This is a genomic window from Nesterenkonia populi (assembly GCF_007994735.1).
GTDB classification, from domain to species: domain Bacteria; phylum Actinomycetota; class Actinomycetes; order Actinomycetales; family Micrococcaceae; genus Nesterenkonia; species Nesterenkonia populi.
Window position 1 is genome coordinate 1,243,012 of the sequence record NZ_VOIL01000001.1, and the last position, 26,823, is coordinate 1,269,834.

Below are 26,823 nucleotides of genomic sequence, written 5' to 3' on the forward strand. Positions count from 1 at the left end.
CCGCGGCCTACCGGCGGTTCTGCTTGATGGCTTTGCGGATGCGTTTGGCGCTGACGGTCTGAGCGGTGCCGAGCTGCTGGGCGAAGAGGTTCACCCGCAGCTCCTCGATCATCCATTTCACTGCGGCCAGCCCCGCCGGGACCGGAAGCTGTGCTGGGACCGCCTCCACGGCGTCGTCGTGCTCGTCCTCGAGCTCCTGGACCGCCTGCATGTCCGTGGTGTCCTTGGCCACGGAGGCTCCCTGCTCAAGCCGGTCCAGGCGGACCTGAATGCCCTTGAGGTACCGGGGCATGTGCTGCATCTGCGCATAGCCGGTGGACGTGATGAATCCTCGGTGCACCAGGTTGTCGATCTGGGCGCGCATATCGCTGACCTGCGGCTTCAGCGCCTTTGACTTCACCGAACCCAGCCGTGCCCGGATCTCGGTGTTGAGGGTGAGCGCCTGGGCGACGACGTCGGTCAGCTTCAGCACCGCCTCGATCAGCTCAGCGCGGGCGTGGCGGGAGATCCTCTCGAACTCCTCAGCAGTGAACGGCAGCTCATCGGCTGCGTCGCCGGAGCCGGGCACCAGGTGGCCCAGAACCGCTGCGGTGCACTCGGCGACCAGATCCTCTATCTCGCCGAACTGTCCGAAAGCCAGCCGCTCCCGGTTGGACAGATGATCCACCACGTAGCGCTGCGGGGAGGGGAGCACGTGCCGCAGCAGGGCGACGATCCCTGCCCGGTGGGTCCGCGCCTGCGCAGCCTCAGAGTCCTGCACGGTCAGCCGCACGCCGTCCTCATCGCGTGACAGGGCCGGATAGCCGGTGATCTGGTGCCCGTTGACCGTGGAGGTGACGGTCCGGGGGATGGTTCCGAACGTCCAGGACTTCTGGTTCCGCGCCTTGGTGTCGACCCCGCCAGACGCTGCCTGGGCGTCCTTCGTCGCGTCTCCGGGGGTTTTGAGTCCTGACTGTGGTGGCAGCTTCCTGCTCAGCCGGCCGGGTGAAGGCTCACCTGCCTCCGAGCTGCCGGTCACCGAGGCGCCGATCGCTTCGCGGTTCTCTGCGCTGAACCGGATCTGCAGCTCCTCCAGGTCGGCGGAGCTGTCCAGGGTGCGGCCCTTGCCCGAGACGACGGCGAAGGTGAACCGCAGCTCCTCCGGCAGGGCGCCCAGCTCAAGGTCTCCAGGGTCGACGACGACGCCCTTGAGCTGCCGCAGGACCCGCGCCAGGGCGGGAGCAAAAGGATCGGCGGCGACGGAGTGCTCGGCCTCCAGGCGCTCGCGGGCCTGCCGGGCGACGTCGGGGGCGGGGACGAAGTTCCTCCGCAGCTGCTTGGGCATGGAACGGATCAGCGCGGTGATCATCTCGGTGCGTCGGCCGGGAATGAACCAGTGGAACCGGTGCGGCTCCAGCTGGTTGAGGAACAGCACCGGCACCTTCACCGTGATCCCGGCTTCGTAGGCGTAGATGAGCTCCAGGGCGAGGCCGTCATGGTCGAAGTGGGTGGGGAAGGCGTCGAGGTCGACCTGCTCGGCCTCCGGCTTGTAGAGCACGGTCTCCGGCAGGTCGAGCAGCTCGGGGATCTCGTGCCGCGCCTTCTTCCACCAGGCGTCGAAGGCGCGCTGCCCGGTCACGGAGCGCGGCAGGCGGGAGTCGAAGAAGGTGAGGAGCTCGTGATCGGCGGCGCGCAGGTCCCGCCGGCCGGTGCGGTCCTCAAGCTCTGCGACCTCCTGGAAGCGTGCCCGGTTGCGCTTGTCGAAGGGGTGCCGGGTATTCCAGTCGCCGTCGATGAGCGCCTTGCGGATGAACTCCTCGCGGGCGTGCTCCGGGTCCACCTTCGCGTACAGCACGGTGCGGTCAGCGATGATCGGCACCCCGAAGAGGGTGGCCCGTTCGGCGGCGACGACGGCGCCGCGCTTGGAGGACCACACCGGGTCCGAGTAGGAGCGTTTCACCAGGTGCGCGCCGAGCTCCTCCGCCCAGGCGGGATCGATCTTCGCGGCGGTGCGCGCCCAGAGCCGGGAAGTCTCCACGAGCTCGGCGGCCATGATCAGGTCGTGGTTCTTCTTAAAGAGCCCTGACCCTGGGAAGACGGCGAACCGGGTGCCCCGGGCGCCTTGGTAGTCGCGGGTCCGCGGGGCGTAGAGCCCGATGTTGGAGAGCAGCCCGGCCAGCAGCGACTGGTGCACGCCGTCGTGCGCGGAGACGTGGTCGATCTCGTCGCGGATTCGGACTCGCTGCTTGGAGAGTCTGGCCTGCTGTGCGATCTCGCCCAGCTGGGTGACGAGGTCCTGCCATTCGCGGATGCGCAGCCAGTTCAGATGCTCGCGCCTGCAGAGCCGTCGGAACGCGGAGGAGGAGAGCTCCTGCTGCTGCTCGCGGATGTAGCGCCAGAGGTTCAGCAGCGCGGAGAAGTCGGACTTGTCGTCGGCGAACCGGCGGTGCAGCTCATCCGCCCGGTCGCGCTCCGCCTCGGGTCGCTCACGCACGTCCTGGATGGACAGCCCCGCCACCAGCACGGTGACCTCGGTGAGGCAGCCGCGGCCAGAGGCCTCCACCATCATCCGTCCCAGCCGCGGATCCACCGGCAGCTGCGCCAATTGCCGGCCGACGCGGGTGACCTGGCTGCGGCTGCCCTGGGCGCGGGCCTCCAGCGCACCCAGTTCGGTGAGGAGCCGGACAGCGTCGGTGACAGCCTTGGAATCGGGCTTCTCGACGAAGGGGAAGTCCAGCAGATCATCAGGGGTGCGCGTGATGCCCATGGAAGACATCTGCAGCAGCACTGAGGCCAGGGAGGTCCGAAGGATCTCCGGGTCGGTGAACTCCGGCCGGGACTCGAAGTCCTCCTCTGAGTAGAGACGGATGCAGATGCCGGGGCTGGTGCGCCCGGCACGTCCGGCCCGCTGGTTGGCACTGGCCTGGCTGATCGGCTCAATCGGCAGCCGCTGCACCTTGGAGCGGGTGGAGTACCGGGAGATGCGGGCGGTGCCGGTGTCGATCACGTATTTGATCCCGGGCACGGTCAGCGAGGTCTCGGCGACGTTGGTGGCGAGCACAATGCGGCGCCTGCCGCCTGGGTTGAACACCCGCCGCTGCTCGGCCAGGGAGAGGCGGCCGAACAGCGGCAGGACTTCGGTCTCGCTGAGCCGCCGATGGCTGCTCACTGTGGATTCCAGCGCATCAGCGGCGTCGCGGATCTCGCGCTCGCCGGGCAGGAACACCAGGATGTCGCCGTGCTCCTCCTCGGAGAGTTCGACGACAGCGGCGCTCAGCGCCTCGAGGGGGTCCCGGTCCTGGTCCCGGGAGGCTGAGGCGGAGCCGCCGTTCTCAGCGTCGGCGTCGAGATCGTTCAGCGGCCGGTAGCGGATCTCCACGGGGTAGGTGCGCCCGGAGACTTCAATGATGGGCGCAGGGGTGAGCTCTCCGGCGTCGTCGGTGCTCCCGAAGTGCTCGGCGAAGCGCTCCGGGTCGATGGTCGCCGAGGTGACGATCACCTTCAGGTCCGGTCGCTCCGGGAGGATGCGGCGCAGGTATCCGAGAATGACGTCGATGTTCAGCGAACGTTCGTGGGCCTCATCGATGATGATGGCGGAGTATTTCCGCAGCTGCGGGTCACGCTGGATCTCGGCGAGGAGGATGCCGTCGGTCATCAGCTTCACGTCGGTGCCCTCGGAGACCTCAGATGTGAAGCGGACCTGGTAGCCCACGCTCTCGCCGATGCTGGTGCCCAGCTCCTCGGCCAGGCGCTCAGCCACCGACCGAGCGGCGATACGACGCGGCTGGGTGTGCCCGATCAGCCCCTGCCGGTGCAGGCCCAGCTCCAGCAGCATCTTGGGCAGCTGGGTGGTCTTGCCGGAGCCGGTCTCTCCGGCGACGATGACCACCTGATGCTCCTGCAGGGCAGAGAGGATGTGGTCGCGCTCGCCGGTGACGGGCAGGTGCTCGGGGTAGTTGAGCTGCTTGAGCTGGTAGCTCTCCCGCGCGCGTCTGTCCGTAGCCATGGCTCCAAAAGGGTATCGGACGGGTGGCGACGCTTCCCGATTAGGCAGTTGCAAAGGTTCTGGGTTAAGCTTGATCTCGCTGTTTTCAGCGATTTGCAGTTCCTTCGGGAACAGCGCGCGAGTGGCGGAATAGGTAGACGCGCTGGCTTCAGGTGCCAGTGCCTTCACGGGCGTGGGGGTTCAAGTCCCCCCTCGCGCACAGCGCTGAAGCAGCAGAAAGCCCCAGTTCGGCCCCGGCTGATCTGGGGCTTTTTCTTTGCCCTGCGGAAAATGTGATCCTTGACACACATTTGGGTCGCAAATAGTATTTCGGGAGGACAAAGTGGTCTGAGTCATGAACCTGCTGGTGCGGTCGGCGTGGGCCGTCTGCGTCCGCTTCAGATGACCCGTCGAACGAGGAGGTTCCTTATGTCATCTCTGAGCACCCGACTGACCGCAGCCCTGGGCGTCACCGCCCTGCTGCTCACCGCTTGCGGCGAAGCCGAGAACGGTGAGCCCGACGACGTGGAGGCTGAGCCGGCAGAGACGGCGGAGGCCGCCGGCGCGGGGGATGGCCAGGCCGGGGACGACGAGGCTGAAGCTTCCCAGTGCCAGTTCGCTCCCGAGGAGCAGACGGAGCATGTCTACGATGAGGACTCCTTGGGCTACTGGGCCCAGCATGCCGACTTGCAGATCGGCAACGTGGCAGCTGGTGGTGGGCACCACGAGGATGAGGACTATCCGGACCCGTTCCCGGACGACCCGGACTACCGGGACCGGCTAGCTGCCGAGTTCACTTCCATCACCCATGAGAACTACCTGAAGGGGGAGTTCATCCACCCGGAGGAGCGGGACGAGTTCCACTTTGAGGAGGCTGACGCGGTCGTCGAATTCGCGCAGGAGCACGGTATGGATGTGCGTGGCCATGCCTTGTTCTGGCATTCCCAGAACCCGGAATGGCTCGAGGAGGGCGTGGAGAACGGCGAGTATGCCGAGGACGAGCTGCGGGATCTCCTCGAGGAGCATGTGCGCACCGTCGTCGACCGCTATGCCGGTTGCATCCAGCAGTGGGACGTGGCCAATGAGATCTTCGACGACGAAGAGGAGCCTCAGCTGCGTGACGGCTCCTACGAGGACTCCGGCAACCTGTGGATCCGCGAGCTCGGCCCGGAGATCCTGGACGATGTCTTTCAATGGGCGCATGAGGAGGACCCGGACGCCCTTCTGTTCTACAACGACTACTCGGTCGATGGTGAGAACGCGAAGTCTGACGCCTACTACGAGCTGATCCAGGAGCAGCTGGAGCGCGATGTGCCGGTCCATGGCTTCGGCGCCCAGACTCATCTGTCCATGGAGTACGGATTCGATGATTCCTACCAGGAGAACCTGCAGCGGTTCGAGGACCTCGGCCTGGAGACCGCGGTAACCGAGATCGACGTCCGCGGCATGGTCGAAGATGACGGCACCATGTCCCACGAGGACACCGAGGGCGCCCTGCAGCGGTACGAGCATGTGCTGCAGGCCTGCCTGGATCTGGAATCCTGCAGCTCCTTCACTATCTGGGGCACCCTGGATGAGCACAGCTGGATCCCTGGCACCTTCGAGGGTGAGGGCGACGCCGCCCTCTACCGCCTCGGGGAGGACGGGGAGTGGGAGCGCAAGCCTCAGTACTGCGTCCTGCAGCGAACCCTGGTGGTCGAGGCCGAGGGTGAGGAGTTCTGGGAGGGCGAGGGCACCTTCGATGAGTGCCGCGGCCTTCTGGAGGACTACGACGTCTGATCTTCGTCAGTGTCGTGAACTCCATCGTGATCGTGCCTCAGATCCGCGTCATCTTTCGGATTTGAGGCACGATCCGCTGGCAGCGGATCAGAACCAGAATGACGTCAGCCAGCTGGCCGGATGATCACTTCTTCTCCTGGGCTTCGAGGCGAGCTTTGACCTCGGAGCCGTAGACGTCGACGTACTCCTGCCCGGAGAGCCGCATGATCTGGTACATGATCTTGTCGGTCACTGAACGCTGCGCGAACCGGTCCAGGGCCATGGGGTAGTAGGACTCGAAGCTCATGGGTTCGCCGATGATCATCCCCACCCGTCGCACTTTGGGGATGCTGTCCTCAATGGGCTGAACCTTGTCGGTGCCGATCAGGGCGATGGGAATGACGGGCACTTGGGCGCGCAGGGCGAGCTTGGCCACGCCGAGCTTGCCCCGGTAGAGCTTGCCGTCAGGGGAGCGGGTGCCTTCGGGGTAGATGCCGAGCAGGCTGCCCTGCTTCAGTGCTTCTTCGCCGTAGCGGAGGGAGTCGGCACTGGCGGCACCGCCGGAGCGGTCCATGGGGATCTGTCCGGTGGCGGTGAAGAACCACCTGTTGAACTTCCCCACGGAGCCGTCCATCTCCCAGTAGTCCTTCTTGGCCAGGTAGCTCACAGGGCGGGGCACAACCACGGGTACCAGTACGGAGTCGAAGAAGCTGAGATGGTTGGCCGCGAGGATGGCCCCACCCTCTTCTGGAATGTTGTCGAGACCTTTGACCCAGGGTCGCCACACTGCTTTGACCAGCGGTTCGACGGCGAAGCGCTTGGCGTTGATGTAGAACGACGATGTCACAGCATCACCATAGTGCACGCACAGGGCCGGTGCCGGATGGTTTCGGCAGGGATCTGGAGTCTGCTGCGATGTGATGCGTCAGCGCACGTAGCGGTCGATCTCAAGGCCGTCTTCGGGCATCTCGAGGGTCTCGCCGATGGTGCTCATCCAAGCCTCCTCGTAGCGGCCGTCGTCATAGGCGGTCTCGAGGAGGTCGTTGAGCCACATGCGGAAGTTGTCGTCGTCGATGTCGATGGCGATGCCGTAGGGCTCATAGGTGAAGGGCTCGCCGATCACCCTGTACTCGCCGGGGTTCTCCTGCACGACGCCGGCGAGGTGTGTGTTGTCGGCGGAGAATGCGACGACCTCATCCTCGTCGAGCATCTCGAGGCAGTCGTCGATCTCGCTCTGGGACGTGACATCGGCGCCCATCCAGATGAGCTCCTCCTCGGAGACGGATCCCTCAAGGGTGCAGACGGGCTGGTCGATGAGGTCGTACTCGTTGCGGATGAGGCTTTCGTTGTACCAGCCGGTGAGCATGGACTGCCCGGCGGTGAAGTAGGGGCCGGCGAATCCGAGCGCCTCGCGGCGCTGGTGCGTGATGGTGTAGGCGGCCATGACCATGTCGACCTCGTCGTTCTCCAGCATCTGCTGACGGTTGCGGTCGGTAACCTCCACCCATTCGATGTGCTGCTCTTCGATGGCGAGCTCTTCGGCGACGATCTTGGCCAGTTCGACCTCGAAGCCTTCGGGAGATTCGGCTCCATCCTCCACGTAGCCGAAGAGGGGCTGGTCATAGTTGACGCCGACGCGCAGACGGTTGGCGCGGCGCAGATCACCCATGGTGGAGGCAGTGCCGTAGGAGAGGGAGGCGGACTGGCCGCCGGAGCGGATGGTCGCCAGCAGCTCGTCGGCGGTGTCCGGGCTGATGTATTCAGCGTCCGAGGCGGTGTCGGGGACTGCGGCGTCCTCAGCGGCAGGCGTGGCCTGAACGAGGTCGCAGGAGCTCAGCGCGAGGGCTGCGACAGTTGCACCGGCGGCCGTGAGGGTCCGCTTGGGCAGATAGGCAGAAAGAGTGTTGTTCACGATGTAGCGTCCCCAATTGAAAAAGTGCGAAGGCGGTCAGCGACCGCAGGCGTGAAGGTCGTTCCTGGCCCTACACGCCGTCTACATGGTAGCTGGCCCTCGGATTCCACGTGAGTCCGTTACGTCCCACCTGGGCCCGGACTCGCTGAGCGGGGGGCGTTTCCCCGGCCACGATGGGCACGGTGAGACGCCCGCCTTCAGGAGGCAGGGGGCAGTTCGCGAGCTCGGTGTAGGTGCAGGGGAGGTTGTGGGCCTCGTTGAAGTCGAGCAGCGCAGGCTCCTCGGGCCCGGGCTCTGCGACGTGCATGGCGCGCACGGACCGGCAGTCGTTGGGATCGTTGGAAAGATCGGTGAAGATGGCACGCAGGAGGCCGGGGGTCTCGGTGGGGAAGAGGAGCAGACTCTGCGTGTGCTCAAAGACTTCGAAGCGGACGAGGCCGACGCCTCCGTAGCGCTGAGGGTCCGCTTCCTTGGACGTCAGGGGACGGCGGCGGTCCTCGGCGAAGCATTCGAAGTCGGCCCAGACCCTCCAGCCGGGGTGGTACGGGTAGAGCTCAGTGCCGGCGTACTCGGTCAGGAAGGGGTGATCTGCCATGAGGGGTCGGAGGATGTACTCCTCGTCGCGGCGCATGAGCTCCAGCGACGTGATGACCTGGTGCTGTCCGGGCCCGCGGGGAATCTCCATGCTGATGCTCTCGCCCTCCTCCAGGGCGGGGAAGAGGTGCTGGGAAGGAAGGAGCTGGCCGTTGACGGTGATGTACTCGCTGGGGCTGAGATGCACGAGCGCAGCGGTGCCGACCACGGACCAGGTCCCGGGGACTCCGGGGAGCCGTTCGGGGGTTCCGCCGAGCCAGTAGAGGCCGGTGGCGGCCAGCTGGCTGCGCGAGGAGCAGCGCGCCTGCTCGCGGCGCGCCCAGCGAGCGTCTCGGGCAGCTTCAGCTTCTGCCTCGGCGTCGTAGTGCGAAGAAAGAGGGCTGTCGAGGGCCATGTTGGGTTCGGCGGTCGTCGTCATCGTGGTGCTGGACCTTTGTGCGAGTAGAGGCATCGGACGGTTCTTCCTTACTTTAGGCCTGCCGAAGCTGCGCCGCCCCACGGGTTTATACGGGGTTGGCCACGGGGCTTTCCTGCGGTTGTTCATGGGTGAGCGCACTGCGGCTGTTGTGCGCTAGACTTCTTGCCACAGCGCCCTACCACGCCTGCTGAGCCGTGAATACTTACGTCCGTCGGAGCTTCTTCTCCTCATTCGGCGGACAGTACGGCAGTTCTGCACTCAGCATCAGAGAGGCGCTATGGAAACGCTTTCCCAGATCCTTATCGACCGGGGAGCCTGGACCCAGGAGAACGCAGAGCATCTGCTCAACGGCTCTTCTGACGAGTTTGCTCGGCTTAAGGATCTGGCCAAGCAGGGGGCTCTGCCGGAGGATGCGGTCTTCGAGGCCCGTGCTCAGCAGCTCGGCGTTCCATTCGTCCGCCTGGGCGAGCAGGACCCGGACCCACGGGTGATCAACAAGCTGTCGGTGCGCATGTCGCACGAGCACGAGGTCGCCGCGCTGGAGCTGGTGGACCACTACGGCACCACACATGTGAAGGTCGCCATGGTGGACCCGGAGAACGTGGTGGCGCTCGATGACGTCGCGCTGGTCTTCTCCATGCCGGTCTACCCGGTGCTGGCTTCCCCGGATGATCTGCACAGCTTTGTGGATCGTCACCACCGCGCTGACTCTGAGCTGTCGTCGCTCTCGGACACGATGGCCGCGGAGAACTCCGGCGATGGTGCCGGGGGGCAGGAGGCCATCAAGATCTCTGACGACGCGTCTGACGACGCGCCGGTCATCCGGTTCGTGAACCTGGTGCTGGGCCAGGCGATCCGTGACCGGGCCTCGGATATTCACATCGAGCCCGCTGAGGACCTGGTGCGGGTGCGCTACCGCATCGATGGTGTCCTGCAGGAGATGCCCTCGGCGCCGAAGCAGATTCAGGCGGGCCTGATCAGCCGTCTGAAGATCATGGCGAGCATCGATATCGCCGAGCGCCGCGTCCCCCAGGACGGCCGGATGGCGGTGTCCGTATCGGGCCGCAAGATCGACTTGCGCGTGGCAACGCTTCCCACGGTGTGGGGCGAAAAGATCGTGATGCGTATTCTCGACCAGTCCTCCACGGCACTGGATATCAGGACGCTGGGGATGTCCGAGCGCAACCTTGAGGTATACCACCGTGCGTATACCCAGCCGTACGGACTGGCGCTGATCACTGGGCCGACCGGTTCGGGCAAGTCCACCACCCTGTATTCCACGATTCAGGATGTGGCTGATCCTGGGGTCAACATCATTACGGTGGAGGACCCGGTCGAGTACAGGCTTGCGGGCATCAACCAGGTGCAGGTGAACAACCAGGCGGGCCTGACGTTCGCGAAGGCGCTCCGCTCGATCCTGCGTTCTGACCCGGACGTCGTCCTGATCGGTGAGATCCGTGACGCTGAGACCGCCATGATCGCCATCGAGGCCGCGCTCACGGGCCACATGGTGTTCTCCACGCTGCACACCAACGATTCCGCCTCGGCGGTGACTCGTCTGGGCGAGATGGGGGTGGAGCCCTTCCTGGTGGGCACTGCGCTGGATGTGGTGGTGGCCCAGCGTCTGGTGCGCCGCCTGTGCAGCCAGTGCAAGGAGGCGCACCAGCTGACCGCCGAGGAGCTCGAGTCACTGGAACTGCCCGGTGAGCAGGCGGAGCAGGGTCAGGTCTTCCGTGCGGTGGGCTGCTCGTCCTGTGCGGAGACCGGCTACCGGGGCCGCGCAGCAGTGCACGAGGTGCTGGATGTGACCCCGGAGATCTCTCGTATGGCGGTTCAGCAGGCCTCCAGCATGGAGATAGAGGAGGTCGCCCGGAAGAACGGGATGAGGTCTCTGCGCCAGGACGGTATGGACAAGGTCCTGCAGGGTCTGACCACTGTGGAGGAGGTGCTTCGCGTTGTCGTCTGAGCGTCGTCCGTCATACGGCCGTCCGGGCCAGCAGCTGAGCCGTCGGGAGGTGCGCGAGCTGGAGGAGGCTGCCCGACTCACAAAGACTCAGCCGGTGGGCCGTTCCCATCCGGTGCCGGCCCAGCCGCAGCCCGGCTCCCGCGCCTCGCATCTGGAGGACACGCAGCGGGATCTGCCGGCCCAGCAGGGGCGCCCCTCTCACATGGAGTCCACCCAGCAGATTCCTGCCCAGCCGAATCCGGCAGTACAGTCTGCCATTCCTGCTGCTCAGCCTCGCCCAGCACGCCAGGCGGGACGCAAAGAGCCTCCGCGCCAGCTTCCTGCGGGTACCGGCCAGGCCCCCCAGGGAGCTCAGCCTTCCCGTCCGATGACGACGGCGGACCAGTTCGCGGCCCAGAAGGCGGCATCTCAGCCAGCTTCGAGCCGCCGTGGACCAACCACCCTGCGCGATGCGTTGGCGATGATGGTGGCCGCCGAGGGCTCTGACCTCCACGTGACTGCTGGTCTGCCGCCGATGATGCGCCAGCATGGGTCTCTGCAGCCGATCCCGGGTTTCCCGGTGTGGGATCAGGAGATGGTGGAGCGTGAAGTGCTCAGCCTGCTGCGGGACGAACAGTTGGAGAAGTTCAAGCAGGAGGGCGAGCTCGACATCGCCTATGAGCTGTCTCCGCAGGCCCGTTTCCGTATGAACGTGTACCGGCAGCGCGGCGCGGTGGGCACGGTGATGCGCCACGTGACCACCAACATTCGCAATCTGGATGACCTCAACATGCCGCCGGCAGTGGGGGAGTTCTCGAAGCTCTCCAAGGGCCTGGTGCTGGTCACGGGGCCCACCGGGTCGGGCAAGTCGACCACGCTGGCCGCACTGATCGACAAGATCAACCGGACGCGCGCGGAGCACATCATGACTGTCGAGGACCCGATTGAGTATCTCCACCCGCACAAGAAGTCGATCGTGAACCAGCGGCAGGTGGGAGATGATACGGAATCTTTCCAACGGGCGCTGCGTCAGGTGCTGCGTCAGGACCCGGACGTGATACTCATCGGAGAGATGCGTGACCTGGAGACCATCCAGGTTGCTCTGACCGCTGCGGAGACAGGCCACCTGGTGTTCGGCACGCTCCACACCCAGTCGGCTCCCCAGACCATCGACCGTATTATCGACGTCTTCCCGCCGCACCAGCAGAACCAGATCCGTGCCCAGCTGGCCTCAACGCTGAAGGGCGTGGTGTGCCAGACTCTGGTGCCCCGCGTAGGCGGCGGCCGTGTGGCCGCTACGGAGATCCTGGTGATGACGACCGCGGTGGCGAACCTGGTCCGAGAGGGCCAGATGCACCAGCTGCCGGGCGTGCTCCAGTCGGGCGCAGCCCACGGTATGCACACCTATGACCAGCACTTCATCAAACTGGTGGAGGCGGGGGAGATCACGGTGCGCGACGCCGAGGAGAAGGTGACGGACAAGGAGTCGTTCCGTCAGCGGGTCCAGTCGGTCTTCCGCGGCCGGCGAGAGGACGCCGGGATGGGTATGCCTGGTGTTGAGCAGGGCTACGGCCAGTACAAGGGCTGGAACGGGCAGGGCTGATCCATGGCCGAGATCCAGACCTTTTCCTACACAGCCCGGGACGCTCAGGGGAAGAAGCGCCGTGGCACGATGGACGCGGGCTCGCGCTCCAACGCGATCAGTCGTCTGCAGGATCAGGGACTTACCGTGGTGGAGGTCAAGCAGTCCTCCGGCTCACTGCTGACCCGTGACATTGAGTTCTCGTTCTTCCAGGCCCCAAGCCTGCGGGACATCTCGATGGCAGTTCGTCAGCTCGCCACGATGTTGGATGCGGGTCTGACGCTGGTGCGTTCGCTGAGAATCCTCGAGGAGCAGACGGAGAACCCCAAACTCTCCGAGGTGTTCACCGCGGTTCGGCGGGACCTGGAGCGCGGCAGCTCCCTGAGTGTCGCGATGAAGAAGCAGACAGGCATGTTCCCGCCGCTGCTGGTCCACCTGGTGGAGTCCGGTGAGACCGGCGGGTTCCTGTCGGAGGCTCTGGAATCAGCTGCGGACGCCTTTGATGCGGAGTTGAAGATCAAGGACACCGTGAAGTCAGCGATGGCCTACCCCGTCATCGTGATGTGTATTGCAGTCCTGGCGGTCATAGGCATGCTGATCTTTATCGTCCCGATCTTCGAGGAGATGTTTGAAGGATTGGGCGGTGAGCTGCCCGCCTTCACACAGTTGTTGGTGACGATCTCGAACAACATGTTGTGGATCATGCCAATCGTCCTTTTGATTGCAGGCGCTGGCTGGTTCTTTTGGCGCAAGTACGGGCAGGACCCAAGGGTGGCGCTGCGTGTGGACGAGTTCAAGCACAAGCTGCCGGTCTTCGGGAAGTTTTTCCGACAAGTGGCGATTGCTCGTTTCACCAAAACCTTGGCTACCACGCTGAAGGCAGGCGTTCCCATCATGCAGTCACTGACCATTGTGAAGCAGACGGCGGGCTCGCCTCTGGTGCAGGCTGCCGTGGATCGTGTGGCGGTGGGAGTCGGCAACGGCCGGTCCATGGCTGTGATGTTGGAGAAGGAGGAGGTGTTCCCACCTATGGTCTCTCAGCTGGCCGCAGTGGGTGAGGACACCGGCGCCCTGGACAGCATGCTCAACCAGGTGGCGATATTCATGGACAGGGAAGTTCAGCTGACTGCCGAACGGCTCACCGCGATGGTGGAGCCGCTGATGATCGTCTTTGTCGGTGCGATTATCGGCGGCATGGTTGTGGCACTGTACCTGCCGATGTTCTCCGTGTTCGGAGAGATGATGTGAGCCGTTCGAAAGGCGCCGGGTGTGGGTTGACTAATATGAGCGCACCGCTCACCAGAAAGCTGCTCAATGGCTGAAGAAGCGGTGCTGAGGATTTCTAGCATCAGGGCCGCACAGAGAGCTGCCCCAGCGTTATTGGCTCGCAATAATGAAACCGAAGGAATCACGATGAAGTCGTTTGCCCACCACCGTTGTGCCGTCGTCCTGACTGTCTCAGCGCTGGCGCTGACCTCGTGCGGGACGTCTGGAAACGAGGGGGAGGCCCTCGAGTCACAGTCCGCACAGGCATCTGAGGCCTCCGCCCATGAGGGGTGGAACTTTGAGCGGGAAGGCGGCGTCCTGGACTTCGGTGAGGTTGCCGGCACGCTGAACGGCGGGGGAGCCTCTTCCCATGAGCCGGCAATGAAGCGCTGGGTGGAGATCTTCGCGCAGATCTCGAGCGCCACGGTGAACTACACCTCCGTGGGATCTGGGGACGGCCGTGCCGGTCTGGTGACAGGCGAGTACGCTTTTGCTGGTTCCGATGCCGTGCTGAATCCCGAGGAGAGGCAGGAGGCGCAGGACCGCTGCGGTCCGCAGGGCGCTTTCCACCTGCCCACCTATGTCTCGCCCATTGCGGTGGCGGTGAACCTGGATGGCGTGGATGAGGTGAATCTGAGCGCTGAGACGCTGGCCGATATCCTTGCCGGCGAAATTACCCATTGGGACGACCCGCGGATCGCCGAGCACAATGACGAGGCTCTGCCTTCCACCGGCATCACGGTGATCCATCGTTCGGACAACTCTGGTACTACGGAAAACCTGACCGAGTACTTAGAGGCTGCGGCTTATAACTGGGAGCACTCCGCTGGGGGTGACTGGCCCGAGGAGCTCACTGCTGAGTTCGGCTCCGGCACGAGAGGAGTTCTGGAGGAGCTGGAGCACCAGGAGGGCGGTATCACCTACGCGGATGCGGGACAGGTTCCCGAGGAGTTCGTCAAGGCGTCCCTGTATGTGGGCGGAGAGTACACCGAGCTGTCCGCAGAGGCTGCTTCCCAGGCAGTCTCTGCCTCGGACCGTCTTGAGGGCGGCCCCGGGAACGACATGAGCTTTGTTCTCTCCCGTGACACGGAGGAGATCGGAACGTATCCGCTGGTGCAGATCGCTTACACCGTGTGGTGCAACCAATACGATTCTGAGAAGGAGGCGCAGCTGGCCGCGGCCTTCGCCACCTACCTGGTGTCTGAGGATGCCCAGGAAACTGCCGCGAACGCAGCTGGTGCCTCCCCGCTGCCTGAGGAGCTGCGGACCGAGGCGCTGGACAGCATTGACCGAATCACCTGGTGACCCGATGGTCTCCTAGATGTTCCTTCGTGACACCAGTGTTCCCCGTAATAAATACGGGGTGTAATACGGGTTTTGTTCAGAATGCTTGCTGAAGCTGAAATTCAACTGGATATTCGTGCTAGTTTTATAAACAGCTCAGCACCTGTGGTAGGGCGGCTGAGACGCACGTGAAGGGCATGAGAGGGGATCCCCGCAGTATGCGGGGATCTCTACGCTCACCGTGTATCCCGATTCCCATCATCATCAGAAGGAAGCACAATTATGTCTACTCTTGACCGCGTTCTGAACGCACTGAACAAGAAGCGTGCAGAGCTGAAGGAGTCCGAGGCGGGCTTCTCCCTTGTCGAGCTCCTTGTCGTCGTTCTCATTATCGCTGTGCTCGCAGCGATCGCCGTGCCGCTGTACCTCTCCTCCGTGGACAGCGCAGAGGAGGCGGCTGCTGAAGCGACCTGCTCCAACGCTCTTTCCATGTACACCGCTGAGGTCTTCGAGAATGGTGGTCACGAAGGTGCTTCTGCCGACGCAGTGGCTGAGGCTATTCAGGCACAGTCCGACTTTGATGACGACTGGGAGGTTAGGGCCACGGGCTCGGATGACTCCACCGGCTTCGACGTTCTCGACGGAGACGAGACGCTCGCTACCTGCTCCGGTGTTACCACCGGCGGCAGCAGCAGCGAAAACTGATCTTCTGATCTGAGTCTCGCTTCCGTGAGCTTACTTGTGCCGGTGTCCGCGTCCTTGCCGGACGCCGGACACCGGCACAGTTCCGTCTCCCGAAACTGACCCTGTTCGACTGTTGGCCCTGAGAAGCAGAGAGGCGGCCGGAGATGCGCAAGAACGACGACTCCGGGTTCTCCTTGACGGAAATCCTAGTGGTGGTGCTGATGATCGCAGTGCTTGCCGCTGTCGCCGTTCCCTTCTACCTCAGCCATGTGTCACAGTCGCGCCTCGCCACTGTCGAGCAAGCTTTAGAAGACGCACAGTCCTCCTATGTGGCCTTCATGTTCGAGGAAGCTGCTGCCCACGGGTGGGACCTGCACGTGAATCGTGCCAATGAGATCGCCCTTGAAGTCAGCGCCCGTCACGATGTGGACGTCCGTCTCTCAAGTGAGGACGGGGCTGGTTGGTCCGGGGCGCAGTTTGAAGCCGAGCAGTGGGGCCACTTCTGCATGGTGACCGTGGACTCCGTGGAAGGGCAGACGTGGCACGGAGACTGCCAAGGAGCAGGATGGGACTGACAGCACTGCGCGGCCTGGACCGGGATGATGAGGGCTTCGGCATGGTCGAGGTCATCATTTCTATGATGCTCATCGCTCTGCTCGCGGTCGCCATGCTGCCCGTGATGCTGCATGGTCTCCGAGCCTCAACGGTCAACACAGAAGCCACAGTGGCTACCCAGGTAGTGAACCGGGAGATGGATACTGCAACTGCCGGCGGTGAGCTTCACGACTGCGACACGATCGCGAACGATTGGCCCGAAAGTGGTCGTGAGCTGTCCGAGGAAATAGGCGGTCAGCAGCGTACCGTGCGCTGGAGCGCCGAGTACCCGGACGGGCCCTGCGGTGAGGGTGTGATCCCGGTCAAGCTGACCGTGCAGGTCCTCAACAGCAGCGGAACCGGTTCCCTCGCAGAAGCCAGCACCGTCGTTCGAGCAGGTCCCTTATGAGAAAACTCCATGACGAACAGGGCCTGTCTCTGGTGGAACTCGTGGTTGCCGTGCTGGTTCTCAGTTTCGTGATGGTCGCAGGCACCACAATGCTGATCAACTCCACCCGCAGCACCACCCTGATCCAGGGGAGCGCCCAGGCGGCCACTGACGGCCAGGTGATTGCCCGAAGCATTGCCTCCAACATTCGCAACGCGTCCTGCGTCAACGTGGGACACAACTCTGTGACTATGAAGCATCACGCTCCCCGGCGCTCCTACGAGGGCGACGAGCGGTACGTCGGGTTCTGGGCGGAGGCGGACGGAGATGGCTACATCGTCTACGGGCGCATCGATGACCAGCCCGTCAGCACCGGCGGAACGGGCATATTCATAGGCCGCGGCGTCCACCCCGGCGGAGCTGACATCTTCGGCGGGGACTCAAGCGGAGTCTCGATCAGTATGGAGATCGAAACCGCTACGACCCACCGCACGGACATCAACACCACTGCTGTTCCTCGCTACCTGAATGAGGATGAGGAAGAAACATGCTGACATTACGCCGCCGAGCTGCCCGAGTCTTCAATGCGGAGTCCGGCATCTCTCTTGTCTCGACTATCGGCATCGTCATGATGGTGAGCGTACTGACCCTCCTGGTGGTCGGTGCCACCATGTCTGCTTTCTCCGCGACCGGTACCACTCAGTCGTCAGTGCGTGCCAGCGCATCGGCCGAGGCTGGCGCCGCCGCGGCTCATGCCGCGGTCGACAACGGAACCTGCGTGGGCGACGACAACCAGTTCAGCTCGGGAGAAGACCCGTTCTATCGCGCAGTCGTGATGGCCGGGGATCCTGACAGCGGCTACGAGCCAGGGTGTCCGAGCGACAGCCAGCACGCGTTGGTCGTCTCCACCGGCTACGGCACGCAGCAGGGCTACGAGAATCGCAGCGGCAAGACCCACCACGTGGAGGTCGAGCTCGATCCTCTCCCTGAGCAAGAGGCGGGTGAAGCTGGTGCGCCTCCAGCTGCGGGTCTGTTCGGAAACGCCGGAACTTTCAACGGGGTTGAGATCACCGGCGACCACAAGGACGAAGGAAACTTCAAGATCCTCGAAGGAAACGTCACCTGCTCGAATGCCGATATTGCAGGCAATCTCTACGCACCCGGAGGAAGCATCACCACCTCCCAATGCCACATCGGCGGCGACCTCTTTGCCGGCGGCGTAATCGATCTTGCAGGCAACGTCGGTGGCAACGTGATCTCCGAGGGCACTGGAACAACTCTCATTCACCCGTGGGCTACCAACGAGATCGGCGGCGACCTGAGAACCCGCGGTCCTATCCGTTACGACGGAAACCCCGGATGTGAGGCCGGATGGAACTCTCCGACATCTGCGCAGTATGCGTGCCAGATGCAGGAAGATGGCCTGCTGCTTGGCGGCTACCGCGTCGAAGACGAATCGGTGTCCGGCCCTCAGGTGTCCGGCTGGATGAGCCTCAAAGTTGCCGCCGACGACTTCCCCAGCACTCATCGGGTGCAGCAATGGGAGGGGTCATGCAACATCGACAACAACTCGGACAACCACGGTTTTCTGATGGAGCAGCTCGAGCAGACCCGTTCTGACGGTCAACCTGTGGTCCTTGATGCCCTCGAAGCCTGTGGCAGCTCTGGACTGCACTTTTCTACTTCGTGGTCCGGCACTCACAGCGCCATCTTGGGGGCGAATGTCGTGTTCCTGGCCAACGGGTTCAACCTCGAAGGGCTGCGGGCGGAATCCGTGAACGGGAGCCATGAGATCCTCTTCATTCACCCTGATGGTTCGTCCAGCGGAGGTCCAAGTTGCGGCGGAGGGAACTCCCACCTCAGCAACGGTGTCGACATTGACGCCGGTTCCGGAACCAGTGCCTTCATCTATACCCCCTGTCAGCTCCAGGTGAGCAACGACGACAACTGGCGCGGTCAGATGGTGGCAGGAACGATCCAATTCCACGCCAGCGCGACGTACGAATATGTCCGTGCCTCCTCAACCAGCCTGCCCGAATGGCTTCCCGACTACGACGGCGGCAGCGGCGGCTCTGGGGGCGGGGGCACCGCTGATGGGCTGCGGGAGGTTCTCGACATCCGTGATTCCAACGAGTCGGCTGAGGACTACATGTGATGTCGCTTGCTATAGGAGCAGCCTCAGTCTTCGGCGCCGCGATCGGTTCATTTGTGAACGTGGTCGCCCACCGTGTGCCCAACGGGGAATCCGTTGTGACCCCCCGCTCGGCCTGCCCCCAATGTGGGCACAGGATTCGGGCACGGCACAACATCCCCATCTTCTCCTGGCTGCTGCTCATGGGCCGGTGCCATGACTGTTACCACCCCATCCCCTTCCGATACTTCGTCGTCGAGCTCATCACCGCCCTCCTGTTTGGGTTTTTCGCCTGGCAACTCACCATCCCTCTTGCCCAGGCAGACCTCAGCGGCAACGCAGCCAACGCGGCCGGGCACACCATCGTGCTCCTCGCCCACCTGGCCCTCATCGGCCTCGGCATGGCGCTCGCCCTCATCGACCTTGACACCAACAAACTCCCCAACGCCCTCACCCTCGGGCTGCTCGCCACCGGCATCGGGTGCTTCACCCTCGCAGCCCTGCTGCTGGGAGGATGGGGCTCGCTCGGACGGGCCGCGCTCGGGGCAGCCATCCTCTTCGCCGCATACCTCACCATCTGGCTCATCGCACCCCAAGGAATGGGTGCAGGCGACGTCAAACTCGCCCCCGCCCTCGGACTCTTCCTCGCCTGGCACAGCTGGGGCGCCCTTGCCGTCGGAGCCATTGCAGCATTCGCCATCGGAAGCATCATCGGCACCATCCGGGCCGCCACAAGCGGAAAAGGACGCAAGACCAGCATCCCCTTCGGGCCCTCCATGCTCACCGGCGCAGCCCTCGGCATCCTCATCGGAGACACCATCACCACCTGGTACCTGAGCATGTTCAACCTCGCAGCACTCGCACCATCCATCCCCGTCACCATCCCGGGAGCTACCCCATGAGCCCACTCAAAGCACCCGAACGCGTAGTCGGCATCGACTTCGGCACCAGCTCGGTGCGCGGCGTCGAAGTCACCACACACCCCAAAAAAGGGCCCCAAGTACGCCGATTCGCGCGCATCGCCCTGCCCACCGGCGCAGTGGAGGACGGAGAAGTGATGGAGCCCAACACCGTCGGCGACGCCCTCAAACGCCTCTGGGAAAAAGGAAGATTCAGCACCAACAAAGTAGCACTCGGCGTCGGAAACCAGCGGGTCCTCGTCCGCCCCTTCACCGTCGACGACCAGCCCCCAGCACGCGTCCGCGAAGCACTCCCCGCACTCGTCGAAGAAATCCTTCCCTTCCGAGCCGAAGACGCCCTCATCGACTTCTACCCCATCGAGCCCCACCCCAGCGACATCGGCCGAGTCAACGGCCTCGTCGTCGCAGCCGCCAAACACGCCATCGACGAAGCCGTGCGCGCCATCCGCATCGCCAAACTCCGCACCCACCGGGTAGACCTCATCCCCTTCGCCCTCTCCCGAGTCCACCTCTGGGGCGAATACTCCAACGGCACCATCGCACTCATCTACCAGGCACCCTCCTCCACCACCGTGCTCATCGCCACCAACAGGGTCCCCCGGTTCGTCCGCATCATCCCCGCAGGCGACGAAGACGTCTCAACCCACATGCAGCAGGTGCTCGGCAAGGACCTCGAAGAACTCTCCACCGAGTTCTCCTCCCGCACCCGGAACCAAGACCCCGGCCACTTCAAGCAAGCCATGGGCGAAGCCAGCGAACAGATCGCCAAAGCCGCCCACGGAACCGTGGCCTACTGGGCCAACAGCACCGGCCAAAGCATCGACACCGTCCTGCTCTCAGGGCGCAACATGCACTCGCCCGCCGTGTTCGAACGGTTCTCATCCCTGTTCGACAACGACACCAAACTCGCCCACCCCACCGGCGGCTTCAGCCTCCACGAGAGCATCAACGCAGAAGAGATGCGCATCGCCGCACCCTCCGCCGCCATCGGCCTCGCCACGGGAGGAGACAGCTGGCTATGAGCCACAGCACCGACCAGCCCGAAGAGACCTTCGAGATCAGCGAGCCCCTCGACGAGCGCGGCCGCGACCTCTGGGCCGCCGCACAAGCACTCAGCGAAGAGGCGCGGCACAGCGAAGTGCGCGCTGACTACGAGCCGCTCGCCCCGCCCTCCCAGGACTACTACTACGACAACTCCACCAACACGCAAGACCTGACCGACGCCCTCCGGCTCGCCGCCGAAGAAGGCAGCATCGGCTCCGACCTCTGGGAACGAGCCATGGCCATGTCCCATGAAGAAGCCCGGCGCGCCAGCGAACGCCCCACGACCCCGCCCCGCGTGCCCGAGCCTGCCCCAGAGCCCCAACAGGAATACACCGTGCCCGAGCCGGAGCCGGCCCACACCGTCCCGGCCAAAGAGCTCGAGCCCTTCGACCACAAGCAGGCTCGCGCCCGCGTTCGCCAGCAGCAGGAAGAAGTGCGGGCCGCCCGCGCCGCCCAACGCCAGCAGGTCGGATTCCCGCCCCCGCCCACCGACGGCGGCGAAGAGGACCAGGCAGATGCGCCCAAGCGCCCCGCCCCCAGGCCGCAGTCCCTCCGCGGCAAAAGCATGGCCGACAAGCTGCGGCCGCCCCAGGAGGACGAGAAGCCGCTGACCCCCAGAGAACGCAAGAAGCGGGCCAAAGCACAGGCCAAAAAGGCCAAGGAGGACGCCAAAGCCGCCGAACAGGCCAAGAAGGCCGCCGCCAAAGCCGCCAAGAAAGAGAAGAAGCCTAAGGCTCGCAAGAAGGCGAAAACCCAAGAAGCCGCCCAAGCATCCGAACAGGGCCGCGCGCGCCGGTCCAGCGCCTCAGAGAAGCTGCCCCCGCTCAACCGCGACGGGCAGGCCACCTCCAGCTTCAGCGCCGTCCAGGACCCGCCGCAGGCGGACCCCAACCCCCACAAGGCGTCTAAGGGCCGCCCCAAATCCACAGCGGAGCAGATGAACAGCCTCTCCGCAGCCGACGTCGGACGGGAGAACGGGGCGGAGAAGCCCGTGCTCACGAAACGCGCGGCCACAGCCTTCGGCCGCAGCAGAAGCCTCTCCATGGGCCGGCCGCCCGAGGTCGACCTGCTGCCCCTGGAGCTGCAGGACGCCAAACGCACCCGTGCCGTCCAGAGTGCCGCCGCCCTCTTCGTGCTCATAGTCTTCGTGGTCATGGTCGGCCTGACCCTGATCGCCTGGCAGGACGCCCGCACCGCGCAGGCCGAGCAGCAGGCCGCCGAGCAGCTCTCCACTGACCTGACCGCCGCCCAGGCGCAGTTCCAGGAAGCCCGCGAGCTCGCCGACACCGTGGAAGCCCTCGGTGCCGCCGCCGACGCGGCGACCTTCACCCACATCAGCTGGTTCGACATCATGGCCGACCTTCGCCGCAGCATCCCCTCCGAGGTGCGCATCGAAGGACTCCAGATTGACTCCGCCAGCCCCCTGGAGCCCTACGTTCAGCGGCAAGGCCCCTACGACGAAGGCTCTCGGGCCGGATACATCGAATTCGCAGCCCTCACCGCCGACCTGCCGGACCTCGCCGTCTGGACACGCGGCCTCGATGACGTGCCCGGCTTCACCGAAGCCACGGTGGTGCAGATGGAAGGCGATGACGATGAGGGCTACGAGGTCCTCATGCAGGTCCAGCTCCAAGAGTCCCTCTTCACCGTTCCGGAGGTCGCAGAATGAGCCCCAGGATTCGAGTCACCCTCCTGGTGACCGCGCTGATCACCGTGCTGGTCGTCAGCATGGGCCTGTTCTTCGGAGTCATGCCGCAGCGGGAGAACGCCGCCGCCGCGCAGGCCCAGACAGAGGCCGCCGAGGCGCAGAACGCGCTGCTGCAGTCCCAGCTTGAGCAGCTCGCCGAAGACTCCGAAGCCCTGACCGAACGGCGCGAGCAGTTCGCCCGCCAGCTGCAGGCCTTCCCGGAGGAGAACCAGTACGCCAGCTACATCGACGCCCTCGACGCCATCGCCGAGGAGCAGAACGTCGACTACCGGGCCATGGAGACCGGGGAGAAGCTCGTCTTCGACCTCGAGATGTCTCCCTGGCAGGGCGAAGGCAGCGGAGAGTTCGGGGACCTCGCCGACGACGCCGAACCCGGCACCGGAGCTGACGTCCCCGCTGCGCCGGAGGGCGAGGGCGACCCCGCCATGCCCGAGGACGGCATAGGCCCCGGACCCGGCGACCCATTCAGCGGCCGTGAGCTCGTAGCAGTCCCCATAACAATCGAAGTCGCCGGCGGCGCCACCGGAATCCGCCACTTCGTCCGTCTGGTCCAGACCGGAGACCGATACACCACCCTGACTTCCCTGCAGTTCGAGGCCTACGGCGAGGAGGATGAGGAGGCCCCGTCCATCGGCGACGAAGACGGCGGGAACGCTGAGCCCGCAAGCTTCAGCGTCACCCCCCTGCCCCTCCGCCTTATCCCGATGACCCAGCAGCCCGACCAGCCCGCCCCCGAGGAGCCCAGCGAGCCCGAGGACCAGCCGGCACAGCCCGACGAAGGCGACGACCCCCCGGCTCAGGAGGACGAGGAGGAGCCCGAGGGCAACGATGAGGATGAGGAGGACACCGGCGGCGGGAGCGAATCCGGCGCCACCATCGACTCCGGACCAGACGTCCTCTTTGGGGAGACCACCGCCCGCATCGAGGGGTACATCTGGATCCTCCGCCAAACCGACGGCGAGAGCAGCGCCTCCCCGGCTGAGGAGCAGCTCGACAGCACCGCTCCCGCCGACGAGGGAGCAGAAGCCGAAGAAGACTCTGAAGAGAGCTTCGACGTCTCACCCTGACGGCGCTGAGCTCTCCTCTCCCAGACCTCATGCTGAGGTCCGGCCCACGGTACGGATGGGCCGGCCCTCAGCATGATTCTTCGAAGCACCGGGCGCAGGCTGGACGCCCGCACTCGCATCACCAGGAAAGATAGGGGCAGGGCGTGAGGGGACTGCACATGGGAGGTATTCGTGTGCTCCTGATCGCCCTGGTCCTGGCCACCCTCACCGCAGCGGGGCTCTGGCTCACCGAACCGGAGCCTGACAACGCCGAACCTGCCCACTACTGGTCCGAGGTCGACCGGGAGTTCCTCGAGCTCGTCAATCAGGCCCGCGCCCAGCGCGGAGTGAAGCCCCTCCAGACATGGGACCCGCTCGCCTCCTCCAGGTCAGGTGCCGCCGAATGGTCATACATGACCATGAACGTCCAACATATTTGGCACGACGACGCCCACATCAGCGCCGGCATGCAGAACGCCGGATGCCTCTCCGGCGGAGAGAACGTCTCCTACACCTCCCGCTCCGGAAGCAGCACCTTCCAAGTCCTGGACGCGGAACGGGTCGCCCAGGAGCTCTTCGCCGGGTACATGGGCTCCCCGGGCCACCGGGCGAACCTGCTGCGTCCCCACTACGGATTCCATGGTTCCGGCACCGTGGTGCACCGGTTCGCCACGGCCTCCGGCACCGACTATGTGCGGGTTTACCACACTCACCGGTTCGGGGTGGACTGCCGCTCTGACCAAATGCCCCAGGCAGGGGCCGACGGGCCCACCGGCATCAAGCCTCCCCCGGGCCAGCCCCTCGCCTTCCAGGAGGAAAGCATGGTCCCCGCTGAGGAGATCCCGCATGCCGAGGTTCCCGACCCCGAATATGAGTTCGACCCGGACCAGACATGGCTGGCCAGCATGGTCCCGACCTTCACGATCTACTCCGCGAGCACCCTGATCCTTCTCCTCACCACGGTGGGAGTCACCATGGGAGTGCTCCAGCACCGGCGGCTCACCGCACGGCGGATGCTGACCATGACCCAGTTCCGCCCGGAAGCCTCCGCCCTGCTCCTGCCCGAAGGCCCCTCGACCCGATTCATACCCCGGTGACCAGCCAGAGAGCTTCCAGCCCAGGCGGAGCATCTCCTCACGCAATCATGACGCTGCTCCCAGGCCGGTGGCGCTAGGCTGGTGGGCATGACTCAGCGACCAGACTCCAGCCGTCCGGGGCGGCGGCCCATGGCCGGACGCCCGGTCCCCAAGAATCTTGGAGCCAGCGGCCGGCCCAAAGGCCCCCGCGACTACGCGTCCGCCGAGGACGAGGACGACTTCGTCCCGCCGAACCCCAAGAACCCGATCGCCAGGGCCAGGCCCGGCATCGTCATCGGCTGGAGCCTCGTCATCCTCGGCATCATTGCGCTGGTCTCTGTGCCCTTCCTTCCCATCGACTGGCCCAGCCTGCTCGCCCCCGCGGTGGTGCCCGGGCTGATCGCCGTGGTCATCCTGGGGCTCGTCATCCTGTTCCTGCAGATGCCCTCCAAGAGGAGAAGCGGCAGCGACGGCGCCCAGCTCTAGAGCGCCCAAGAACGTATTGAACCCACCAGAGGAGGAGCAGGACTTGCAGGAGAACTCAACCCCCGTGCTCGTAGACGTGGCCCCGGACCTCAACATCACTGATCTCCTCGAGCAGCAGGCCGAGAGTGACCCGCACAACGTCCTCTACTCCGTCAACGACGAGGCCGGCGCCTGGCGGGACGTCACCGCCTCCGAGTTCCGGACTGACGTCGTCCGCATCGCCAAAGGCCTCATCGCCTCCGGCGTCGAGCCCGGCGATCGGATCGCCATCATGTCCACCACGCGATACGAATGGGTGCTCGCCGACTTCGCCGTCTGGTACGCAGGGGCCGTCTCCGTGCCCGTCTATGAGACCTCCGCGGCCTCCCAGATCGCCTGGATACTCAAAGATTCCGGAGCCAAGCTTGCCCTCGTCGAGAACAGTGAGCTCAAGAGCGCCGTGGAAGCTGCCGCGCAGCAGGAGAACCTGAACCTCACCGGCACCCTCACCTTTGAAGGAGGAGACCTCGAGACCCTTCGCGAGGCCGGCGTCGCCGTGGACGGCATCACCCTGCGCGAGCGCCGCACCGCCGCTGCCGCCGAGGATCTCGCCACCCTGATCTATACCTCCGGGACCACCGGAAACCCCAAAGGCTGCGAGCTGACCCACGGAAACTTCACCGTCCACTGCGCCCAGACCATCGCCGCCATGGACGGGATCCTCAACAAAGACTCCTCCACCGTGCTGTTCCTCCCCCTGGCGCACGTCTTTGCCCGCTGGGTCTCCGTCCTGTTCGTCGCCATGGGAGGACGGGTCGCCCACACCTCCAACGTCAAGCACCTCGTGGACGACCTCGGCGCCGTGAAGCCCACGTTCCTCCTGGGCGTGCCGCGGGTCTTTGAGAAGGTCTACAACTCCGCCCACGCCAAAGCCGAGGCCGACGGCAAGGCCAAGATCTTCTTCAAATCAGTCGAGGTGGCCGCCGCCTACTCCCAAGCCACCACCAGCGGCAAGGCCTCGTGGAAGCTGCGCGCCCAGCATGCCCTGTTCAGCAAGCTCGTCTACTCCAAGCTGCGCAGCCGCATGGGGGGCAATGTCACCCACGCGTTCTCCGGGGGCTCCCCGCTGGGCTCCCACACCAGCCACTTCTTCAACGGCATCGGCATCCAGATCATCGAAGGCTACGGGCTCACTGAGACCACCGCCCCCATCACCGGGAACATCCCCTCGGTGTACCGGATCGGCACGGTCGGCATCCCGCTGCCGGGCAACGCGATCCGCATCGCTGAAGACGGCGAGGTGCTCGGCTCCGGCACCACCCTGTTCCGCGGGTACTACAACAACGACGACGCCAACGCCGAGTCCTTCGTCACCGACGAGGACGGAACGCGTTGGTTCCGCACCGGGGACCTGGGGGAGCTCGACGACGCCGGCCGGCTCATCATCACCGGACGCAAGAAGGACATCCTCGTCACTCAGGGCGGCAAGAACGTCTCGCCGGCTCAGCTCGAGGACGCCATGCGCGCCGACGTGCTGATCTCCCAGGCCGTCGTCGTCGGCGACGACAAGCCCTTCATCGGAGCGCTCATCACTCTCGACGAGGAGATGGCGCCCGGCTGGTGCGAGCGCAGCGGCATCGACCCCGAAACCCCCATGGCCGAGCTCACCGAGCACCCCAGGGTGCTCGAGCATGTGCAGACCGTGGTTGACAAGGCCAACGAGTCCGTCTCCCAGGCCGAGTCGGTCCGCAGCTTCACGATCCTGCAGGAGGACTTCACGATCTCCGCCGGCCACCTCACCCCTTCGCTGAAGATCAGGAGGCCTGAGGTGATGCGGGACTTCGACGGTGTTGTCGAGTCCCTCTATGCCCGCGCGGCCGCCGCCCGAGAGGCTGCCCACCACGCCCGGGAGCGCGCCGCCAAGGCCCGCGACAAGTTCGTCGCGAACCTCCAGGAGAGGCGCCACCACGACTGAGGGCCGCCACGAGCGGGCGGGGGCTGCCGGGCAGGGGCACCCCCGCCCGCGATGCTAGTCCGTGATGTG

At 64.9% G+C, this 26,823-nt stretch carries 21 protein-coding genes and 1 tRNA gene; 18 read left to right on the forward strand and 4 right to left on the reverse strand.

Annotation, left to right across the window (positions count from 1 at the left end):
• Positions 1-7: 7 nt before the first annotated feature.
• A complete protein-coding gene (hrpA, locus tag FWJ47_RS05790) occupies positions 8-3,985 on the reverse strand; it encodes an ATP-dependent RNA helicase HrpA (protein WP_147105372.1) in 3,978 nt (1,325 codons plus the stop codon).
• Positions 3,986-4,100: 115 nt separating this feature from the next.
• Here hrpA and FWJ47_RS05795 point away from each other — a divergent pair.
• Together FWJ47_RS05795 and FWJ47_RS05800 are read left to right on the forward strand one after the other, a co-directional pair.
• Positions 4,101-4,184: transfer RNA gene (locus FWJ47_RS05795), tRNA-Leu, on the forward strand.
• 209 nt (positions 4,185-4,393) lie between these two features.
• Positions 4,394-5,743 carry an endo-1,4-beta-xylanase gene (locus tag FWJ47_RS05800; protein ID WP_246126176.1) on the forward strand — a complete coding sequence of 450 codons (1,350 nt, stop codon included), beginning with the start codon at positions 4,394-4,396 and terminating at the stop codon, positions 5,741-5,743.
• A gap of 124 nt (positions 5,744-5,867) precedes the next feature.
• Here FWJ47_RS05800 and FWJ47_RS05805 read toward each other — a convergent pair whose 3' ends face one another.
• The 3 genes from FWJ47_RS05805 to FWJ47_RS05815 form a co-directional block, all read right to left on the reverse strand.
• A complete protein-coding gene (locus tag FWJ47_RS05805) occupies positions 5,868-6,569 on the reverse strand; it encodes a lysophospholipid acyltransferase family protein (protein WP_147105378.1) in 702 nt (233 codons plus the stop codon).
• Between the two features lie 78 nt (positions 6,570-6,647).
• Complete coding sequence (locus FWJ47_RS05810; RefSeq protein ID WP_147105381.1) at positions 6,648-7,634, reverse strand: transporter substrate-binding domain-containing protein; 987 nt, start codon at positions 7,632-7,634, stop codon at positions 6,648-6,650.
• 70 nt (positions 7,635-7,704) lie between these two features.
• Positions 7,705-8,646, reverse strand: coding sequence for a DUF1684 domain-containing protein (locus FWJ47_RS05815; RefSeq protein ID WP_170228500.1), 942 nt, complete (start codon positions 8,644-8,646; stop codon positions 7,705-7,707).
• Positions 8,647-8,923: 277 nt separating this feature from the next.
• Here FWJ47_RS05815 and FWJ47_RS05820 point away from each other — a divergent pair, with 277 nt between their 5' ends.
• The 16 genes from FWJ47_RS05820 (at position 8,924) to FWJ47_RS05895 (ending at position 26,754) form a co-directional block, all read left to right on the forward strand.
• Positions 8,924-10,612 (forward strand): GspE/PulE family protein, encoded by a 1,689-nt coding sequence (locus FWJ47_RS05820; protein ID WP_147105387.1) that lies wholly within the window; start codon positions 8,924-8,926, stop codon positions 10,610-10,612.
• The gene (locus FWJ47_RS05825; protein ID WP_246126177.1) at positions 10,602-12,194 is read left to right on the forward strand and encodes a type IV pilus twitching motility protein PilT; all 1,593 of its coding nucleotides are present in this window, start codon (positions 10,602-10,604) and stop codon (positions 12,192-12,194) included. Before FWJ47_RS05820 ends, FWJ47_RS05825 begins: the two co-directional genes overlap by 11 nt.
• A 3-nt stretch (positions 12,195-12,197) precedes the next feature.
• On the forward strand, positions 12,198-13,421 hold the full coding sequence (locus FWJ47_RS05830; RefSeq protein WP_147105389.1) for a type II secretion system F family protein: 1,224 nt from the start codon (positions 12,198-12,200) through the stop codon (positions 13,419-13,421).
• A 165-nt stretch (positions 13,422-13,586) separates the two neighbouring features.
• Complete coding sequence (locus FWJ47_RS05835) at positions 13,587-14,744, forward strand: phosphate ABC transporter substrate-binding protein PstS (RefSeq protein WP_147105391.1); 1,158 nt, start codon at positions 13,587-13,589, stop codon at positions 14,742-14,744.
• Between the two features lie 261 nt (positions 14,745-15,005).
• Entirely contained in the window at positions 15,006-15,428 is a 423-nt protein-coding gene (locus FWJ47_RS05840; protein WP_147105394.1) for a prepilin-type N-terminal cleavage/methylation domain-containing protein, read from the forward strand.
• A 143-nt stretch (positions 15,429-15,571) separates the two neighbouring features.
• Positions 15,572-15,982, forward strand: coding sequence for a type IV pilin protein (locus FWJ47_RS05845; protein WP_147105398.1), 411 nt, complete (start codon positions 15,572-15,574; stop codon positions 15,980-15,982).
• The gene (locus FWJ47_RS05850) at positions 15,973-16,410 is read left to right on the forward strand and encodes a type IV pilus modification PilV family protein (protein WP_147105401.1); all 438 of its coding nucleotides are present in this window, start codon (positions 15,973-15,975) and stop codon (positions 16,408-16,410) included. The genes FWJ47_RS05845 and FWJ47_RS05850 overlap by 10 nt, the downstream gene beginning before the upstream one ends.
• A complete protein-coding gene (locus FWJ47_RS05855) occupies positions 16,407-16,943 on the forward strand; it encodes a prepilin-type N-terminal cleavage/methylation domain-containing protein (protein ID WP_147105404.1) in 537 nt (178 codons plus the stop codon). Before FWJ47_RS05850 ends, FWJ47_RS05855 begins: the two co-directional genes overlap by 4 nt.
• The gene (locus FWJ47_RS05860) at positions 16,937-18,544 is read left to right on the forward strand and encodes a hypothetical protein (protein ID WP_147105407.1); all 1,608 of its coding nucleotides are present in this window, start codon (positions 16,937-16,939) and stop codon (positions 18,542-18,544) included. The genes FWJ47_RS05855 and FWJ47_RS05860 overlap by 7 nt, the downstream gene beginning before the upstream one ends.
• A complete protein-coding gene (locus tag FWJ47_RS05865; protein WP_147105410.1) occupies positions 18,544-19,422 on the forward strand; it encodes a prepilin peptidase in 879 nt (292 codons plus the stop codon). The genes FWJ47_RS05860 and FWJ47_RS05865 overlap by 1 nt, the downstream gene beginning before the upstream one ends.
• Positions 19,419-20,462, forward strand: a complete 1,044-nt coding sequence (pilM, locus tag FWJ47_RS05870; RefSeq protein ID WP_147105413.1) for a pilus assembly protein PilM — start codon at positions 19,419-19,421, stop codon at positions 20,460-20,462. The genes FWJ47_RS05865 and pilM overlap by 4 nt, the downstream gene beginning before the upstream one ends.
• Positions 20,459-22,153 (forward strand): hypothetical protein, encoded by a 1,695-nt coding sequence (locus tag FWJ47_RS05875; protein WP_147105416.1) that lies wholly within the window; start codon positions 20,459-20,461, stop codon positions 22,151-22,153. Before pilM ends, FWJ47_RS05875 begins: the two co-directional genes overlap by 4 nt.
• Positions 22,150-23,259 (forward strand): hypothetical protein, encoded by a 1,110-nt coding sequence (locus FWJ47_RS05880; protein ID WP_147105419.1) that lies wholly within the window; start codon positions 22,150-22,152, stop codon positions 23,257-23,259. Before FWJ47_RS05875 ends, FWJ47_RS05880 begins: the two co-directional genes overlap by 4 nt.
• Positions 23,260-23,417: 158 nt before the next feature.
• On the forward strand, positions 23,418-24,335 hold the full coding sequence (locus FWJ47_RS05885) for a CAP domain-containing protein (RefSeq protein WP_147105423.1): 918 nt from the start codon (positions 23,418-23,420) through the stop codon (positions 24,333-24,335).
• 87 nt (positions 24,336-24,422) lie between these two features.
• The gene (locus tag FWJ47_RS05890; protein ID WP_147105427.1) at positions 24,423-24,800 is read left to right on the forward strand and encodes a DUF2207 domain-containing protein; all 378 of its coding nucleotides are present in this window, start codon (positions 24,423-24,425) and stop codon (positions 24,798-24,800) included.
• 43 nt (positions 24,801-24,843) lie between these two features.
• Positions 24,844-26,754 (forward strand): AMP-dependent synthetase/ligase, encoded by a 1,911-nt coding sequence (locus FWJ47_RS05895; RefSeq protein ID WP_147105430.1) that lies wholly within the window; start codon positions 24,844-24,846, stop codon positions 26,752-26,754.
• Positions 26,755-26,823 lie beyond the last annotated feature (69 nt).